Source organism: Ferrovibrio sp. (assembly GCF_965278975.1).
Classification (GTDB): domain Bacteria; phylum Pseudomonadota; class Alphaproteobacteria; order Ferrovibrionales; family Ferrovibrionaceae; genus Ferrovibrio.
On sequence record NZ_OZ257126.1, the window covers coordinates 2,034,891 to 2,052,117 of the forward strand.

The window sequence follows — 17,227 nt, forward strand, 5'->3', positions numbered from 1 at the left end:
GCCATGTCCCATGTCATGACCATGATGCGTCAGCGCTGGATACCATCACTGTTCTTCCTTGGCTTCTTCATCGTGATCGCGGTCAACGCGGTGCTGATCGTCTCCGCGACCAGGACTTTCAGCGGCCTGGTGGTGGAGCATCCCTACAAGAAGGGTGTCGAATACACCCGCATGCAGGCGGAGTTGACCGCCCAGCGCGCGCTGCATTGGAACTACCGCCTGGTTTCGCGGCAGGCAGAAGATGGCCGTGTCGAACTGGCGCTTGTCTGGTCGGATGCTGCCGGCAAGCCGCTGCAGAGCCTTGATGTGTCGATCGAATTGTCGCGGCCGGTAGAGAACCAGACGGCACAGAGCCTGCGGCTGAGCGAGGCTGCGCCCGGCGAATATCGCGGCAGTATCACGCTGCCGCGCAATGGCCTCTGGGATATCCGCTTCCTCGCCCGGCGGGGTGACGACAGCTTCATTGGCGCCGAGCGTCTGACGGTGCGGTAATGACTGTTTCCGCGCTGCCATCGCCGGAAATATGCACACTGCCAGCACGCACGGGTGCGGCGGCTGCTTGCCTGCATTGCGGCGCACCGGCCAGGGCGGGCGAGACATTCTGCTGCACGGGTTGCAGTGGCGCCTATGCCCTGATCAAGGGGCTGGGCCTGGATCAGTATTACCGCATGCGCAGCAATGCCGCGCCGGTTGGTGATGATGGCGACGTCCAGGTCGATTGGCGTGAATTTGTCGAAAGCCTGCCGGATGGTGCCTGGCGGCTGACTTTGCTGGTCGGCGACATGCATTGTGCGGCCTGCCTGTGGCTGATCGAGCGGGCCTTGCGCGCCGATCCTGCCGTGCGGCGGGCACAGCTTTTGGGTGTTAGCCAGCGCCTTGTCCTCGAATGGCGCGGCGAAGCCGTCATGGCCAACGACCTTGCCGCCAAGCTGCACCGGCTTGGCTATCGTTGCTTGCCGGCAGAGGCAGCCGCACTCGACGAGGAAACCGCGGCCAGTGAAAAGGGTTTGCTGCGCGCCATGGCCGTGGCCGGTTTCGCCGCCGCCAATATCATGCTGTTCTCGGTTTCGGTCTGGTCCGGCCATTTCAACGGGATGGAGCCGGCGACGCGGGACCTGTTCCACGCCATCTCCGGCGTGATTGCGATTCCAGCCATTGCCTATGCCGGCCAGCCTTTCTTCCGCTCTGCCTGGCAGGCTGTGCGTCATGGCCGCACCAATATGGATGTGCCGATTTCCATCGGCATCACCCTGGCCACCTTGGTCAGTATCGCGGAATTCATCCGCTCCGGCCCGCATGCCTATTTCGATGCGGCAATAACCCTGCTGTTCTTCCTGCTGATCGGGCGTTACCTGGATCAGCGCGCGCGCGGCTATGCCCGCCGCACCGCACAGCAGCTGCTTGCTTTCAGTACCCGGCCAGTGGCGGTGCAGACCGCCGATGGCGTGGTGCATCGCCCGGCGCAGCGTGTCGCCTGCGGTGAAACCGTGCTGGTGGCGGCCGGCGAGCGTATCGGTGTTGATGGCGAGGTGCTGTCCGGCATCTCCACGCTGGATAACAGCCTGCTCACCGGTGAGAGTCTGCCGCTTGCCGTGGCACCCGGCGGCATGGTGCATGCCGGCGCTGTGAACATTGATGGACCACTCAGTCTGCGGGTCACGGCTACCGGCCCGGCGACGCTGATCGGCGAGATGACGCGGCTGCTTGAAGCTGCCGAACAGGGCCGCAGCCAGTTCGTGCGGCTGGCAGAGACCGTGTCGCGCTGGTATGCGCCGGTGGTGCATCTTACCGCCATTCTCAGTTTCATCGGCTGGATGACGATTGGCGGCGCCGATTGGCGTGCTGCGCTGCTGATTGCCGCCGCAGTGCTAATCATCACTTGTCCCTGCGCCCTGGCGCTGGCGGTACCGGTGGTGCAGGTGGCGGCCAGCAGCCGCCTGATGAAAGCCGGTATCCTGCTGAAATCCGCCACGGCACTCGAACGTGCCGCCGCTATTGATACCGTGGTGTTCGACAAGACCGGCACGCTGACCCTCGGCGAGCCGCGCCTGCTACCGCCGGATGCCGAAGGCAGCGCATTGCTGCCCCTGGCTGCCAGCCTGGCGGCGCGCAGCCGGCATCCGCTCTGCCGTGCGCTGCTGGCCGCCTGCGACACCTATAAACCAAGCGATGCAGCCCGCGAGATGCCGGGCCAGGGCATGCTGCTGGAGACCGAAGCCGGTGAATACCGCCTGGGCAATGCGCGTTTCACCGGGCAAGGCAGTGATGAAACGGATGGGTGCAGTTCGCTCTGGTTCACCGCACCCGGCCATGCGCCGTATCGCTTCCGCTTCCAGGATGATCTGCGCCCTGATGCAGGCCGGGTGATCGCTGAATTGCAGCGCCAGGGCCGGCAGGTGGTGATCCTCTCCGGTGATCATGCCGGATCGGTGCGCCGGGCTGCAGAGATGCTGGGCATCGCCGAATGGCAGGCCGGCATCGATCCCGCAGGCAAGGCAGCCGTCATCGCGGCGATGAAGGAGCGGGGCCGCAAGGTGCTCATGGTTGGCGATGGCCTCAACGATACGGTGGCCCTGGCTGTCGCCGATGCGTCGCTGTCACCATCTTCCGCGCTCGGCATTGCGCAGAATGTGGCCGACGCGGTGTTCCAGGGGAAGAGGCTCGGCGCTGTGCTGCTGTTCCTGGATGTGGCGCAGGCCTGCCGCCGGCTGTCGATACAGAATCTGGCGCTTGCCCTGGGCTACAATCTGTTTGCCGTGCCGCTGGCCATCGTCGGTCTTGTCACACCGCTGATTGCAGCCATCGCGATGTCGAGCTCGTCGCTGCTGGTCGTGCTGAATGCATTGCGGCTTGGCGCTGCGGTGAGGAAGGAAATGCCATGACCATCCTGCTGCTGCTGATTCCGGTGGCGATCTTTCTAGGCGGCCTGGGCATGGCCTGCTTCATCTGGGCGCTGAATTCCGGGCAGTTCGAGGATCTCAACACGGCAGGCAACCGCATCCTGTTCGATGATGCCGATGCCGCATTGCGTGAACGTAACAAAGGAGAATGACGATGGAAGATCTGATCGGTTACTGGGTGATGTCGGCGCTGTCGGTGCTGCTTGGCATTGTCGGCATTGTTCTGGCCGTGGGGGCCACGGACGATGCCATGCAGGCTTTCGGTCTCGGCCTGGCTGCCTTCGCGGTATTCTTCTGCTACTTTGCGATCAACCGCACCCACTCGCTGGGTGGCAAGGGGCATTAAGTATCTGCCGTCCGCCTTCGCCCGATGCTGGGTGTGGGCGTTACACGCTTGATTTGATCAATCGCCGGCAGAATGCCGGGCAATGCTCGCGACAAAGCCCGGTCGCCAGTTCGCCATGAAAATCGCGACCGGCCGCACCAGCAAGAAGCTGGATGCCAAACTGGCGTAAAGCATCATCGACAATGGCCGCAACACCGGCCTGCCGGCAGTCAAATGCCGCAGCCAGCGCATGTTCATCGTGCGTTGAGGTGAAATCGGCGGATTCATCGCCATACGCGCGCTGTCGCTACGCGATATCGCGGTGTGCTGCACTGCGGCGCATTCTTGTTAGAATTTTGTGTTTGACCTAACGCGGCCTTGAAGCCAACCTAACAATAGTTAGGGATGGAGATGGCCTCAGCATGAACGCACAGGGCAAGATAGCGAAGGTGAAGGCGCCGCCGGAAAACGCGCGCAAGCACATCCTCGATGCTGCTGCCAAGCTGTTTGCCGAACATGGCTATGTAGCCACCACGATGCGCGATATCGCGCAGGAAACCGGGATAAAAGCCGGCAGCATCTATTATCACTTCGCGGCCAAGGAGCAGTTGCTCGACGAAGTGATGCGGATCGGCGTCGAGCGCGTGTTCGATCAGGTGAAGGTTGCCGTGAACAGCCTGCCGCCCGGCAGCAGCGTACGCGACAAGCTCGCGGCGGCAATCCACGCACATCTCTTCTCGGCGCTCGCGCTCGGTCATTACACCAAGGTGAACATCCGCTGCACCAATACACTGCCGGAAGCGATCCGCCAGCATTACAAGCGCACCCGCCGGCCCTACGAGCGCTATTGGCGTCAGCTTATCCAGGCGGGTGTCGATAATGGCGAGATCGAGCCGAGCCAGGACAGCCTGTCCTACAGCCTCTACATCTTCGGCTTTATGAACTGGACCATCGAGTGGTACCGCGAGGGCAAGTTCGACCTCGAGGAGGTTTCGCGCCGCTACGCCGATACCCTGTTTGACGGGATTGGCCGGCGCGCATCACCCGGCACCGGGAAGCCGGCAGCAAAATAACAAGAGCGCAACAGAACCAAGAAACAAAACTGGAGGAAACCATGAAGCGTCTCGTTCTTCGCATGCTGCCCCTGGCAGCGGCGGCCCTGGCAAGTTTCGGTTATCACGGCGAGGCCCAGGCGCAGCGCAAGCTGGTCTATGCCACCTATCTGACCGACGTCTATGCCGTCACCCGTGCCGACAAATGGTTCATGGGCGAGGTGGAGAAGCGCACCAATGGCAAGGTGAAATTCGAAACCTATTTCGGCGGCGCGCTGCTCAAGGCTTCCGACGTGATGCCTGGCATCAGCGGCGGCGCAGCCGATATTGGCATGGGTGCGCCAACCGCCTATAATCGCAAGAACTATCCGCTCAGCCAGGTGACGCTGCCATTCACCACGGATCGCGTGGATACCGCCACCCGCGCCTTCACGGAGCTTTATGGCGCCAATGCGGCACTGCGCAAGGAATTCGAGAGCAAGAATCTGCGGCTGCTCTACGCCATGGGCTTCGGCGAAAACACCATCTGGTCGAACAAGCCGCTGCTCAAGCCTGCCGATATCAAAGGGATCAAAGTGCGCGCCGTGCTCGGCATCGGCGATGCGCTGAACAAGCTTGGTGCCTCTACGTTGGCGATTCCGTGGCCGGATGCGGTGGAAGGCATGCAACGCGGCGTGGTCGATGCCATGTCGGGTGCGCCATTCGATACCGGCGTCGATTCCGGCCTGCATGAAGTGGCGAAATACGCTAGCGATATCGGCCGCATGGGTGTCTATGCCATGGCGTTGACGGCGGTCAGCGTAAAAACCTTCAACAGCTTGGATGCCGACACCCAGAAGGTGATGCTCGATGTCGCCAAGGAAGTGCCGGAGCAATACCTGAAATTCGTCGATGAGGTCTTTGACTCGGCGGCAAAGAAAGTGGCCGCGCGGGTTGCTTCCGGCCAGTTGCAGGTTTCCAGCTTCAGCGATGCCGATACCAAGGCGCTGCGCGACACCATTGGCAGCGACTTGTGGAAGGAATGGTACGCGGTCGCCAAGGAGGCTGGTGTTGATGGCAAGGCGCTGCTCGATCAGTACCTGGCCCTGGTGGACAAGCATAACAAGAATTCGACGCATAAGCCGGGCCTGACCCGTGTCATGGCGGCGAAACCCTGATGCTGCTGGCCGGTCGGCAGCAATGCCGGCCGGCCATTTCCTCACTCTGGAGTTCCCGCGATGACGCAGCTGCTCACCTGGGTATCGGGCGCCAACCGCTTGCTGGCGGTATGGTCCGGTTTTGCCACCGGCTTGATGATGGTGGCGATCCTGGCCGATGTATTCTGCCGCTCATTACTCGGCTTCTCGATCCAGGGTGCCAGTGAACTGGCCGTGGTGATGCTGGTGACGTTGATTTTCTTCGGCCTTGGTGGCGCCCAGGCGGACAAGGCGAATTTCAATGTCGATATTCTCACCCGCCTGCTGCCCGTGCGTTTGAACCACCTGCTCGGTTTCATTGCCATGCTGCTTTCTGCTCTTGCCATCGGTCTGCTTTGCTACTTCTCCTGGCTCAAGGCGGTGGCGTCGCTGCTGGAATGGGAGGTGGATTATGGCGTGGTGCCATTTCCGATCTGGCCGGCCCGGCTGCTGATTGCTTTTGGCTGGAGCACCTTGACGCTGCAACTGGCGCTTGAAGCACTCGACAGCCTGGGCCGTGCCGCGGCCGATAGCCGCGCCGCCTGATCCCGCTCCATTAAACGCACCACGGAAAGATTTCACCATGGATATCACCACCGCTGGCATCTTGATGGTTGCCTTCCTGGGTGTGCTGCTGCTGATCGGTACGCCAATCGGTCTGGCGCTGGCTATTTCCGGCATTTCCGGTCTGGCGATGACGCGCGGCTTCATGCCGCTCGAATTCCTGCTTTCCACCTTCACCTACTCATACACCGCCAATCTTTCCTATATCGTCCTGCCGCTCTTCCTGTTCATGGGCCACATGGCCTTTGTCAGCGGCATATCGGAAAAAGCTTTCGCGGCCGCTGAAAAGCTGATCGGCCATATCTCCGGCGGCCTTGCCATCGCCACCGTGTTCGGCTGCGCGGCCTTTGCCATGGTTTGTGGTTCCAGTGTCGCCACGGCCTCCACCATGGGCCGGGTCGCGATGCCGGAAATGCTCAAGCGCGGCTATGCGCCCCGGCTGGCTGCCGGCTGTGTCGCCGCTGGTGGTACGCTAGGTGTGCTGATTCCGCCGAGCGGTATTCTGGTGATCTATGCCATTGTCACCCAGGCTTCGCTGGTCGACCTGCTGCTTGCCGCCATCCTGCCCGGCCTGGTCACGGCGGCAATCTACGCGGTTGGCATCTGGGGCATCACGCAATGGAAGCCGGAACTGGCGCCGCGTGCCGAGCGACGCGAAAAGCTGGGCCTCAATGGTACGCTGGGTGTCATCTTCTCGTCCTGGGAAGTGATGCTGCTGTTCGCCGTGGTGATGGGCACCATCTATCTCGGCATCGCCACGCCGACTGAATCCGCCGCTGTCGGTGCGCTGATCGCATTGTTGATTGCCGCCCGCAGCAGCAAGAACCGCAAGCAGTTGCTGGCCGAAGGCCTGCGCGAAACCGGCTCGGCCACCGCTGCGATCTTCCTGCTGATCATCGGTGCCGGCCTGTTCAGCCTTGGCCTGTCCACCACCCAGATCCCGACCCGCTTTGCCGCCTGGATGGTGTCATTCACCGATAACCGGCTGCTGCTGCTGCTGATCCTGCTGGTCCCGTACATCATCCTCGGCATGTTCGTGGATGGCATCTCGATGATCCTGCTCACCATGCCGATCGTCTATCCGGTGATCAAGCAGGCCGGTATCGATCCGATCTGGTTCGGCATCATCGTCACCAAGACGGTGGAGATCGGCTGCCTTACGCCGCCGGTCGGGTTGAACGCCTTCGTTGTCAAGAATGTCGCGCCATCGATACCACTCGGAGAAATTTTCCGTGGTTGCGGCTTCTTCATCCTGCTTGAAATCATCGTCATCGGGATACTCATCGTATTCCCCGAAATCACGACGGTGCTGCGTACTTCAATCTGATGTCCGGGAGTGAAACCATGTTCGGCAACGCCAAGACCTATGATGAAATCTACAACAACTTCCGCTGGCAGATTTCCGAGCGGTACAATATGGGCGTGGAGATTTGCGACCGCCATGCCGATGATCCGTCGCGGGTGGCGCTGATCTATGTCGATATCGACGGCTCGGTGAAGGAATATACCTTCCAGCAGATCAAGCGCTATTCGAACCAGCTCGGCAATGCGTTGCTCGGCCTTGGTCTGCAGCGTGGTGATCGGGTCGGTATCATCCTGTCGCAACGGCCCGAGACCGCTATCACGCATACCGCCTGTTTCAAGACCGGCATCATCTCGCTGCCATTGTTCACCCAGTTCGGCCCAGATGGCCTGGTTTTCCGGCTGTCGAACAGTGAGGCCAAGGTGGTGGTGACCGATGGCGAGAACGTGCACAAGGTGTTGCAGATTCGCGATCAGTTGCCGTCATTGCGGCATATCATCGTGACCCAGCCGCAGGGGAAATCGCCTGATCTCGAATTCTGGGATCTGCTGTCGCGAGCTTCGGATCAGCTCACGCCGCTCGATACTCATGCCGAAGATCCGGCCATCATCATCTACACGTCAGGCACCACCGGTAATCCGAAAGGCGCCTTGCATGCTCACCGATTCCTTGCCGCGCACAAGCCGGCGATTTCCTTCACCCATGATTTCTTCCCGCACAAGGGCGATTGCTTCTGGACCCCGGCGGATTGGGCCTGGGGTGGCGGTCTGTTCGATGCACTGTTCCCGAGCTGGCAATGCGGCATGCCGGTGGTGGCACACCGCTTCCGCAAATACGATCCAGAGCAGGCGTTGAAATTGATCGCCGATCATAATGTCCGCAATTCCTTCATGCCGCCGACGGCATTGAAGATGATGCGTCAGGTGCCGAATCCGGGCCGCTTCAAGCTCAACATGCGCTCCATCGCCAGTGGCGGCGAGGCACTGGGGGCGGAGACCCTGGAATGGGGCCGCGAGGTATTCGGCCTGGTGATCAATGAATTCTGGGGCCAGACCGAGGCCAATCTGCTTACCGGCAATTGTGCCATCGTGATGCCGGCGCGGGCTGGTTCTATGGGCCGGCCAATTCCCGGCCATCATGTCGAAGTGCTGGATGAAGATGGCAATATCCTGCCGCCCGGCAAGCCGGGTGTGCTGGCGGCGCGCGGGCCCGATCCGATCTTTTTTCTGGGCTATTGGAAGAACCCGGAAGGCACGGCGAAGAAATTCAAGGGCGATTGGCTGCTTACCGGCGATGTCGGCTACAAGGACGATGACGGTTATTTCTGGTTCCAGGGCCGCGACGACGACATCATTTCCAGCGGCGCCTACCGCATCGGCCCGACCGAGATCGAGGAATGTATCATGCGCCATCCGGCGGTGGCGCTGGTTGCGGTGGTTGGCAGCCCCGACAAGGTGCGCGGCGAGATCGTCAAGGCTTTCGTGAAACTGCGCGAAGGCGAGAATGGCAGCGATGACCTGATCCGGTCGATCCAGGAGCATGTGCGCAAGCATCTGGCGGCCTACCAGTATCCGCGCGAGATCGAGTTCGTCACCGACTTCCCGATGACCACCACCGGCAAGATTCTGCGCCGTACCCTGCGCGACCAGGATCGCGCCAAGAAACTGGCGGCGGCGCAGTAGGCGCCAGAAAGGGAGCGTACGCGTGCGTGACGTCGCAATCATCGGCTATGCCGCCACACCGGTCGGGCGCTACGAAGCCCCGGCCGGCGCAGCGGGCGAAGCCGGAATCGGCCCGATGGAGCATGAATATGCCGCGCGGGTGATCCGTCAGGCAGTGCGCGAGGCCGGTATCGAACGGCAGGATATCGATGCCCTGGTGGTGGCCTTTCCCGGCGCCTATGCGCGGCAGGGCTATTTCAACACCTTCCTGGCCAATTACCTGCGGCTACCGACACGGGCGGTGACATTGGAGGTGATCGGCAACGGCATGACCGGCGGTCATACCTTCGATCAGGCGGCACAGCAGATTCGCTCCGGCCAGGCCCGCGTGGCGCTGGCGGTGGCGGCGCATTTCGAAACCGGCACGCCGACCGATCTGCATCTCGAAAACAGCATCCGGCTTACCGGCGATATCAATTTCCAGTCGGTTTTCGGCTGTGTGCCGATTGCCTGGTATGCGATGGATGCGCAACGCTACATGCACGATACTGGCGTTACCCGCCGCCAGCTTGCGCATATCGCGGTGAAGAATCGCCGTCATGCCGCGCTCAATCCGCTGGCGCAGTTCAGCGAAGCCATCGATATCGAAACCATCCTGGCGCAGCGCCTGATCGTCAGTCCGCTGGGATTGCTGGAAGTGCCGGGTCGGGCCGATGGCGCGGTCTGTCTCGTGCTTGCCGATGCGGAACTGGCGCGCAGCCTGGGCAAGCCGCATGTGGTGCTGCGCGGCCGTGGCTTCCAGCATGAAGGCCTGCATCAGCTTGATGATCAGGCCGGCCAACCGCTTTACTACCAGACCGCCCGTATCGCCTTCGATCGCGCGCTGGAAATGGCCGGTATTGGCCGAGAACAGATCGATCTGGCCGAGATCTACGCGCCTTGCACCATCGTCGAAGCCCTGGCCAGTGAAGCCCTCGGCTTTGCTGGGGCTGGGCAGGGTGCCGCCATCGCACTGGCTGGCGATACCACGCTTGGCGGCCGCATCCCGCTCAACACCTCGGGCGGCGCCATGTCGCGCGGACATCCACCGGAAGCCACGCCGCTCTATGATATCGTCGAGGTCTGCGAGCAGTTGCTTGACCGCGCCGGCCAGCGCCAGGTGCAAGATGCACAATTCGGCATGGCGGTCTGCGAGCTTGGTAAATACAACGCCGCGCTGGTGCAGGTTTTCGAGGCGGCACGATGACGCAGCTGGTCATTCATCACCGTGACTATGCCCGGCCCATGCCGCCGCGCGTTTCCGCAGTCACGCAGCCTTTCTGGCGCGGCCTGGAAGCGGGGCGGTTCTGCACCACACGCTGCCAGGATTGCGGCAAGCTGAGTTTCCCGCCGAAGGAATTCTGCCCGCATTGCTGGTCTGACGCGGTTACCTGGGAGGATCTGCCGCCGGGTGGCCGAATCTACAGCCACACCACGGTGCATATCGTGCCGCGCCGTTTCCGCATCGAGGCACCCTACACTCTGGCATTGATCGATCTTGATGCTGGATTGCGACTGATGCTGCCGCTGCTGAAGCCACTGCCTGATGATGGCCCAGGGGCTATCGGGCACCGTGCCCGGCTGGTGGTGCTGCAATACAGCGATGGACCGCTTTTCGGTGCAGAGCTTGAGGCAGCGCCATGATCCATCTGGAGATCGCTGATGGCCGCGCTGATATCCGCCTTGATAATCCGGCGCGGATGAATGCAATGAGCCAGAAATCCTGGGGCAATTTGCTGCGTGCGATCCGATCAGTGCGCAAGCGGCGCGATGTTGGTGTGCTATGCCTGCGTGGCGAGGGCGAACTGGCTTTCTGTGCCGGTGGCGATATCACCGAATACGCAGCCCTTGCCGTGGATGTGCCGCGCGCCACCGCCTATCACGATCTTTACCGCACGGTATTCGCTGAAATGCGGGCCATGCCCATTGCCACCCTGGCTGTGATACCCGGTTATTGTCTGGGTGCCGGCCTGGCGCTGGCCGCCACCTGCGATTTCCGCATTGGCTCGCCGAAAGCCAGCTTCGGTATCACCGCGGTGAAGCGTGGCCTGGTCTATCCGGTGACGGAGGCCGCCGACCTGCTGCAGATCGCCGGCCTGCCGGCCTTGCGCGCCATGATCCTGCGCGGGCACAAGCTGGATGCCCAGGCGGCACTGCGGCTTGGTCTGCTGGATGCAGTGGTGCCGATGCGGCGGCTTGGCGCTGCCGCCGATGCATTGGCGGCCGAATGTCTTGCCAGCGCCGGGCCGGCCTATGGCAAGGCCAAGGCGGTATTGCTGGCAGCGCAGCAATTGCCGCGCGAGAGCCGCCAGTTGCGCCAGCTACTGCTTGGCGCCTTTGACAGCGATGAATTCCAGCAGGGCACCCGCAGCTTTCTCGGCAAGGCGACGCGGCCAGCCAGGCGGATATCCCCCCGGACCACGAAGGAGTAGCGAGTGCCCAGCGCAAATCAGCCTTGCATCGTCGGCATCGGCCATACTGAATTCACCAAATGGGGCGGCATCACCGAGATCAGCGAATTCCATCTCGCGGCCCGGGCGATCCTTGCGGCGGCGCGCGATGCCGGCCTGCCGCCGGATCATATCGATGGTTTCGCCTCCTATTCCGGAGACCGCAATGAACCTTCGGTGATGCATGCCACGCTGGGTACGCGCCAGCTTCGCTTCGCTTCCATGGTCTGGGGCGGCGGTGGCGGTGGTGCCTGTGGTGCGGTGGCGCAGGCGGCGGCGGCGGTGCAGTCCGGCATGGCCGATTATGTGGTGGCCTATCGTGGCCTGTGCCAGGGCCAGTATTTCCGTTTCGGCCAGTTCCATCCCTGGACGCCTGATAGCAATTTCATCGCGCCTTTCGGCCTGTTTTCCCCGCCACAGATGGCTGCCCTGCTGACCCGGCGCCATATGGCGGAATTCGGCACCACGCGCGAGCAGTTCGGCCGCATCTCGCTATCCGCCTACGACAACGCCAGCCGCAATCCCAATGCCGTGATGCGCGACCGCCGGCTGACCATGGATGATTATCTCAATGCCCGCATGATCTCCGATCCCCTGGGCCTTTATGATTGCTGCCTGGAAAGCGATGGCGCCTGCGCCGTGATCGTCACCACGCTGGAGCGGGCGCGCGATCTGAAAGGCGAAGCAGTGCAGATCCTCGCCTACGGCCAGGGCAGCGAGCCTGGCTGGGGCACCGGCCTGCTGGCTGGCCATAATATGCCGGATCCGATCTATGCCTCTGCCAACGCGGCGCAGCTTGCCGGCGATCTGTATCGCCGTGCCGGCGTTACCGCCGCCGATATCGATGTGGCCGAGCTTTACGATGCCTTTAGCTGCACGGTGCTGATGGCACTGGAGGATTACGGTTTCTGCCCGCGTGGCGAGGGCGGCCGTTTCGTTGCCGATGGCCATATCCAGCGCGGCGGCAGCCTGCCGGTGAACACGTCCGGCGGCAACATGGCCGAAGCCTATATCCACGGCTTCAATCTGGTGCTGGAAGGGGTGCGGCAGATTCGCGGCGGGTCCACCTCGCAGGTGCCGGATGCCGAACTTTGCCTGGTCTGTGGCGGCCCCAGTGTCACCCCCACCAGCGGCATCATTCTCGGGAGCGCCTGATCATGGTCTACCTGCCCACCAGCCTGCCAGCGGTGCAACCCACCCTGGACGACCGTGCCTTCTGGCAGCATTGCAATCAGCAGTCGCTGCGCTTCCAGGCCTGCGGCGATTGCGGTGCCTTCCGCCATCCGCCGATGCCGATCTGCCCGCATTGCCACAGCGAGCGCCATGAATGGCGCGCGGCGCAGGGTCCGATGCGGGTGTTCACCTATACCTGGGTGCATCATCCGGCGCATCCGGCGGTGCGTGAAAGCATGCCCTACAATGTGGCGCTTGTGCAGTTTCCCGAATGTGGCGGCGTCAAGCTGGTCAGCAATGTCGTGGATGCGACGGTGGAGACATTACGGGTTGGCGCCGAACTTGACCTGATCTGGGAAGCCGGTGCCGAAGGGCAGATGCTGCCGCGCTTCCGCCTGAAACGTTGAGGGCCGAGGCTGGCATGGGGCGTTTGCAGGATAAGGTGGCCCTGGTGCTTGGTGCCGGCTCGATCGGGCCGGGCTGGGGCAATGGCAAGGCGGCGGCAGTCACCTTCGCACGCGAAGGCGCTATCGTGGTGGCGGTGGACCGCAATCGTGACGCGGCGGAAGAGACCGCCGGCATCATCCGTGGCGAAGGCGGCCGCGCCGAAGCGGTCTGCGCCGATGTTTCCGATGCCGCGGCCGTGGCCGGCTTCGTCGCGGAAGCGGTGGCCAGCCATGGCCGCATTGATCTGCTGCATAACAATGTCGGGATCATGGAGATCAGCCCCACCGAGGAAACCAGCGAAGAAAGCTGGGACCGCGTGATCCGGGTCAATCTGAAAAGCGTGTTCCTGTCCTGCCGCGCCGTGCTGCCGGTGATGCAGCGGCAGGGTGGCGGTGCCATCATCAATGTTTCGTCGGTGGCCAGCATCCGCTTCTTCAGCGTGGCCGCCGGCAGCTATGCCGCCTCGAAGGCGGCAATCAACCAGTTCACCCAGACCATTGCGATAGAACACGCAGCGCATGGCATCCGCTGCAATGCCGTGTTGCCCGGCCTGATGCATACGCCCATGATCATCGAGCCCTATCGGCGGGTATATAACAGTGTCGATGACATGGTGGCCAAGCGCCATGCCGCCTGCCCGATGGGCCATATGGGCGATGCCTGGGATGTCGCCAAGGCATCGCTTTTCCTCGCTTCCGATGAAGCGCGCTACATCACCGGCGTGGCCTTGCCGGTGGATGGCGGTTTGAGCTGCCGCGCCGGATGAAGTGGCGGTCGGCGGGCATCACTCGCTGCTCACCGCATCGAAATTGAGTGCCGTCACCAGGGTCTGCACCAGGCCGATGGCGCCGGAGATCGGCTGGAACGGCGAGGCGGCGCCGGCATCGATGTAGAGCCGCGTATGGGCGTGGGAGGCGAGCGGGCTGTTCGGCCCGTCGGTGATCACCAGCACCTTGCGGCCAGAGACAAACGCATCCTGCACCGCATCCACCACCGGCCGTGAATGGGGCGCGAAGGCGATGGCGACCAGCAGGTCGTCCGGCCCGATGGTGGCGATCTGCGCGCCGGCCATGCCACCGGCGAAATCGAGCAGGCTGCAGGGCCGTTCGGAGCGCATCAGCGCATAGGCAAGATAGGCGGCGATCGGCCGCGAGCGGCGCAGGCCGGCGACATAGACATGCCGCGCCGCGCGCAGCACTTCCACGGCGCGGGCCAGGCTGTCGGTATCGCAATGCCGCAGCAGGTCCTGCAGCGAACCGATATGCGCCTGCAGGCAGGATTGCAGCAGGTCCTTCACATCCAGCGGCGCCTGGCGTGCCGAGGCTTCGCTGTAGACCCGTTCGCGCACACTGGCCTCGCCTTCGATCAGGCGCTGGCGGAACACCCGTTGCAGATCCGAGAAGCCGGCATAGCCGAATTCCTTGGCGAAGCGGATCAGGGTGGATGGCTGGATATCCAGCTCACCGGCGATTTTCGAAGTGGTGTTGAGGGCAAAGCCGTTCGGCTCTTCCAGTGCGGCGCGCGCAATGCGCTGCAGATGCGGGCTGAGGCTGGTGAAGCGGTCACGCAGCCGCTGGCGCAGCGCCTCGAAAGTCTCTGGATTGGGGTCCGGCACCGCTGTTTCAGTGACGATGGACTCCGAATTCGGCACGGCGTGATTCTTCATGGTCAATCTTTACAACAGGTTAGTGCCTGATCTCAATCATAGATGAAATATTCAATTCAATAGAAAAAATATTCTTTGACACATTGAGAATATTCATTCACTTTAATTGAAACGGCGTTCAAACGAACCATGGAAACGCCGGAGGGAGCGCGCCAGGACCCAGCCGGGCCGGCGCCAATCAAGGGAGAAATCGATGTCGCGCTTGCAGGTTTCCCGTCGCCGTCTGCTGACCACGGCCGCTGCCGCCGCTGGTGGTGTCGCCGCTTTTGCCGGGCCGTGGAAGTATACCCGCGTCTATGCCCAGGGCGCGGCCAAGCCGATCCGTATCGGCATCACTTCCGATGCCACCGGGCAATACGCCAATTCCGGCGCCAGCGACCGCCGCGGCATGCTGATGGCGATTGCGGAGGCCAATGCGCGCGGCGGCGTGCTCGGCCGCAAGATCGAATATGTGCATCTCGATACCGAGACCACGCCGGCCACCGGCAGCCGCGTTGCCGAGCGCATGATCACGCGCGAGAATTGCGGCTTCCTGATCGGCGCCATCCATTCCGGCGTTGCCAATGCAATCAGCCAGGTGGCGCAGAAATATGGCGTCATCTATCTCAACACCAATTCCAGCGCGCCGTCCGAGGCCGGGGCCAATTGCCACCGCACCAAGTTCGTGTGGGATGCCAACGGCACCAATTTCGCCAAGGCGTCGATGAAGGCCGCCATCGAGAAATTCGGCAAGAAATGGGTGTTGCTGACCAACGACTATGTCTGGGGCCACAGCACCGCGGCCGCCACCAAGACGCTGCTGAAGGAATATGGCGGCCAGATGGTGGAGGAAATCCTGGTGCCGCAGGGCACGCGCGATTTCTCCTCGCAGCTGCTCAAGATCCAGCAGATCAATCCCGGCGTGGTGGCGGCCGCCATCGGCGGCGACGATCAGAAGGCGATGCGCCAGCAGATCGCCCAGCTTGGCATGGGCGACAAGCCGGTCTGGCTGAACAACCAGCAGGATTGGCCCGATGTCTATGGCCTGCCGCTGGATAACCTGTTCGGCATGTTCGGCACCACCTGGTACTACAATCTCGACCTGCCGGGCGTGGCCGAATTCGTCAAGCGCTACCAGGCCATGTTCCCGGATACCTCGATGCGCGTGCCGGGCAATGTGTTCTACAACGGCTACTGGGCGACGCGCGAATTGCTCAGCGCCATCGAGCGCACCGGCTCCACTAACAACATCAAGATCATCAAGGCGCTGGAAGGCCACAAGATGTCTGCCCGCGACCGCATGCAGCATCATGATGCCTGGATCGATCCGGTGACGCACCAGGTGCAGCAGACGATCTACCAGGCCACCGCGAATGTCGGCACCAAGGACAAGGACGACATGTTCAAGATCGTCGCCAATACCTCGCCGCAGGATGCGCTGGATAGCGATGCGGCAGGTGCTTGCAAGCTGGAATCCTACGAGGCGACGCCGACTTTCGACGCCTGATGCCGTTCCGCCGGCGGCCGGTGCAAACCGGCCGCCGCCCATTCCAGAAGCAGTCCTGCCCATGATCAGTCTTGTTCCGCATCTCATCAACGGCCTCACGCTGGGGCTGCTTTTCGCGCTTATCGCGCTCGGCTTCACGCTGATTGTCGGCGTGATGGAAGTGATCAACCTCGCCCATGGCTCGCTGTTTACGCTCGGCGCCTATCTGGCGTTGTCGACGATTGGCGCCGGCTGGTTCGCCGGCACGCCATTCGGCGCCTGGTGGCTCGAACTGCCGCAGGCGGCGCGCTACTTCACGGCTCTGGCCCTGGCCCCCGCCCTGGCCGCCATCGTCGGCATGCTGCTGGAACTCTGTCTGCGCCCCACCTATGGCAAGGCGCCGCTTTATGGCCTGCTGCTCACCTTCGGTGCTGCCATCGTGGTGGAAGAAGTAATCCGCCTGGTCTGGGGTACGGGCGAGCAGAATCTGCCGGTACCGCAGATGATCACGGGTGCCTTCCTGATGGGCGGCCTGATCTTCTCGACGTATAAATTCTATGCCGCCGGCTTCGCCATCCTGGCCATTCTCGCGGTTTGGCTGTTCCTCGAGCGCACACCCTATGGCGCCATCATCAAGGCGGGCGCCCATGACAGCGAGATGGTGCGCGCGCTTGGCTATGATCTCGCCAAGTTGCGGCTCTTTGTATTCGGCTTCGGCGCCGCGCTGGCCGGCATCGCCGGCATGGTGATGGCGCCGATCTGGGGCCTGCGGCCGCATCTCGGCATCGATGTGGTGATCCCGGCTTTCCTGATCATTGTCATTGGCGGTGTCGGCAGCTTCTGGGGCGCGGTGATCGCGGCGCTTCTGGTTGGCCTCTCGGTCGGCCTAACCGGCGCCTATCTGCCAGCCTGGTCGATGATGTCGATGTACCTGCTGCTGATCGGCATTGTCGGTTTCCGCGCCCGTGGCCTGCTGGGCCGGCGCAGTGCGCTGGAGAATTAAGCCG

Annotated in this window: 19 protein-coding genes; 17 read left to right on the top strand and 2 right to left on the bottom strand. The window is 62.5% G+C overall.

Features of this window, described 5'->3' with window-relative positions:
* The first annotated feature begins 3 nt into the window (after positions 1 to 3).
* From ACQY7X_RS09870 to ACQY7X_RS09885, 4 genes are read left to right on the top strand one after another with little or no spacing between them, the layout of a single operon-like run.
* Entirely contained in the window at positions 4 to 492 is a 489-nt protein-coding gene (locus ACQY7X_RS09870; protein ID WP_428249743.1) for a FixH family protein, read from the top strand.
* On the top strand, positions 492 to 2,882 hold the full coding sequence (locus ACQY7X_RS09875) for a heavy metal translocating P-type ATPase metal-binding domain-containing protein (RefSeq protein WP_428249744.1): 2,391 nt from the start codon (positions 492 to 494) through the stop codon (positions 2,880 to 2,882). Before ACQY7X_RS09870 ends, ACQY7X_RS09875 begins: the two co-directional genes overlap by 1 nt.
* The gene (ccoS, locus tag ACQY7X_RS09880) at positions 2,879 to 3,052 is read left to right on the top strand and encodes a cbb3-type cytochrome oxidase assembly protein CcoS (RefSeq protein WP_428249745.1); all 174 of its coding nucleotides are present in this window, start codon (positions 2,879 to 2,881) and stop codon (positions 3,050 to 3,052) included. The genes ACQY7X_RS09875 and ccoS overlap by 4 nt, the downstream gene beginning before the upstream one ends.
* 2 nt (positions 3,053 to 3,054) lie before the next feature.
* Positions 3,055 to 3,246, top strand: coding sequence for a hypothetical protein (locus ACQY7X_RS09885; RefSeq protein ID WP_428249746.1), 192 nt, complete (start codon positions 3,055 to 3,057; stop codon positions 3,244 to 3,246).
* A 57-nt stretch (positions 3,247 to 3,303) separates the two neighbouring features.
* On the opposite strand, the gene ACQY7X_RS09890 is transcribed toward ACQY7X_RS09885, so the two are convergent.
* Complete coding sequence (locus ACQY7X_RS09890) at positions 3,304 to 3,519, bottom strand: hypothetical protein (protein ID WP_428249747.1); 216 nt, start codon at positions 3,517 to 3,519, stop codon at positions 3,304 to 3,306.
* Positions 3,520 to 3,647: 128 nt separating this feature from the next.
* Here ACQY7X_RS09890 and ACQY7X_RS09895 point away from each other — a divergent pair, with 128 nt between their 5' ends.
* The 11 genes from ACQY7X_RS09895 to ACQY7X_RS09945 are packed head-to-tail and all read left to right on the top strand — an operon-like array spanning position 3,648 to position 13,855.
* Positions 3,648 to 4,298 (top strand): TetR/AcrR family transcriptional regulator, encoded by a 651-nt coding sequence (locus ACQY7X_RS09895; RefSeq protein WP_428249748.1) that lies wholly within the window; start codon positions 3,648 to 3,650, stop codon positions 4,296 to 4,298.
* Positions 4,299 to 4,339: 41 nt separating this feature from the next.
* Positions 4,340 to 5,434, top strand: a complete 1,095-nt coding sequence (dctP, locus tag ACQY7X_RS09900) for a TRAP transporter substrate-binding protein DctP (protein ID WP_428249749.1) — start codon at positions 4,340 to 4,342, stop codon at positions 5,432 to 5,434.
* Positions 5,435 to 5,494: 60 nt separating this feature from the next.
* A complete protein-coding gene (locus tag ACQY7X_RS09905) occupies positions 5,495 to 5,998 on the top strand; it encodes a TRAP transporter small permease subunit (RefSeq protein WP_428249750.1) in 504 nt (167 codons plus the stop codon).
* A gap of 37 nt (positions 5,999 to 6,035) precedes the next feature.
* Positions 6,036 to 7,343 carry a TRAP transporter large permease gene (locus tag ACQY7X_RS09910; protein WP_428249751.1) on the top strand — a complete coding sequence of 436 codons (1,308 nt, stop codon included), beginning with the start codon at positions 6,036 to 6,038 and terminating at the stop codon, positions 7,341 to 7,343.
* Positions 7,344 to 7,360: 17 nt separating this feature from the next.
* Positions 7,361 to 9,001: an AMP-binding protein gene (locus ACQY7X_RS09915; protein ID WP_428249752.1), complete on the top strand. Its 1,641-nt coding sequence runs from the start codon at positions 7,361 to 7,363 to the stop codon at positions 8,999 to 9,001.
* A 22-nt stretch (positions 9,002 to 9,023) separates the two neighbouring features.
* Positions 9,024 to 10,226 carry a thiolase family protein gene (locus ACQY7X_RS09920; protein ID WP_428249753.1) on the top strand — a complete coding sequence of 401 codons (1,203 nt, stop codon included), beginning with the start codon at positions 9,024 to 9,026 and terminating at the stop codon, positions 10,224 to 10,226.
* On the top strand, positions 10,223 to 10,663 hold the full coding sequence (locus ACQY7X_RS09925) for a Zn-ribbon domain-containing OB-fold protein (protein ID WP_428249754.1): 441 nt from the start codon (positions 10,223 to 10,225) through the stop codon (positions 10,661 to 10,663). Before ACQY7X_RS09920 ends, ACQY7X_RS09925 begins: the two co-directional genes overlap by 4 nt.
* Positions 10,660 to 11,451, top strand: coding sequence for an enoyl-CoA hydratase/isomerase family protein (locus tag ACQY7X_RS09930; RefSeq protein WP_428249755.1), 792 nt, complete (start codon positions 10,660 to 10,662; stop codon positions 11,449 to 11,451). The genes ACQY7X_RS09925 and ACQY7X_RS09930 overlap by 4 nt, the downstream gene beginning before the upstream one ends.
* Positions 11,452 to 11,454: 3 nt before the next feature.
* Positions 11,455 to 12,624, top strand: a complete 1,170-nt coding sequence (locus ACQY7X_RS09935) for a thiolase C-terminal domain-containing protein (protein WP_428249756.1) — start codon at positions 11,455 to 11,457, stop codon at positions 12,622 to 12,624.
* Between the two features lie 2 nt (positions 12,625 to 12,626).
* The gene (locus tag ACQY7X_RS09940; RefSeq protein ID WP_428249757.1) at positions 12,627 to 13,049 is read left to right on the top strand and encodes a Zn-ribbon domain-containing OB-fold protein; all 423 of its coding nucleotides are present in this window, start codon (positions 12,627 to 12,629) and stop codon (positions 13,047 to 13,049) included.
* Between the two features lie 14 nt (positions 13,050 to 13,063).
* Positions 13,064 to 13,855 (top strand): SDR family NAD(P)-dependent oxidoreductase, encoded by a 792-nt coding sequence (locus ACQY7X_RS09945; protein ID WP_428249758.1) that lies wholly within the window; start codon positions 13,064 to 13,066, stop codon positions 13,853 to 13,855.
* A gap of 18 nt (positions 13,856 to 13,873) precedes the next feature.
* On the opposite strand, the gene ACQY7X_RS09950 is transcribed toward ACQY7X_RS09945, so the two are convergent.
* A complete protein-coding gene (locus ACQY7X_RS09950; RefSeq protein ID WP_428249759.1) occupies positions 13,874 to 14,755 on the bottom strand; it encodes a MurR/RpiR family transcriptional regulator in 882 nt (293 codons plus the stop codon).
* Positions 14,756 to 14,948: 193 nt separating this feature from the next.
* On the opposite strand from ACQY7X_RS09950, the gene ACQY7X_RS09955 reads away from it, so the two are divergent.
* The gene (locus tag ACQY7X_RS09955) at positions 14,949 to 16,241 is read left to right on the top strand and encodes an ABC transporter substrate-binding protein (RefSeq protein WP_428249760.1); all 1,293 of its coding nucleotides are present in this window, start codon (positions 14,949 to 14,951) and stop codon (positions 16,239 to 16,241) included.
* A 61-nt stretch (positions 16,242 to 16,302) separates the two neighbouring features.
* Positions 16,303 to 17,223: a branched-chain amino acid ABC transporter permease gene (locus ACQY7X_RS09960; RefSeq protein WP_428249761.1), complete on the top strand. Its 921-nt coding sequence runs from the start codon at positions 16,303 to 16,305 to the stop codon at positions 17,221 to 17,223.
* The last annotated feature ends 4 nt before the right edge of the window (positions 17,224 to 17,227 follow it).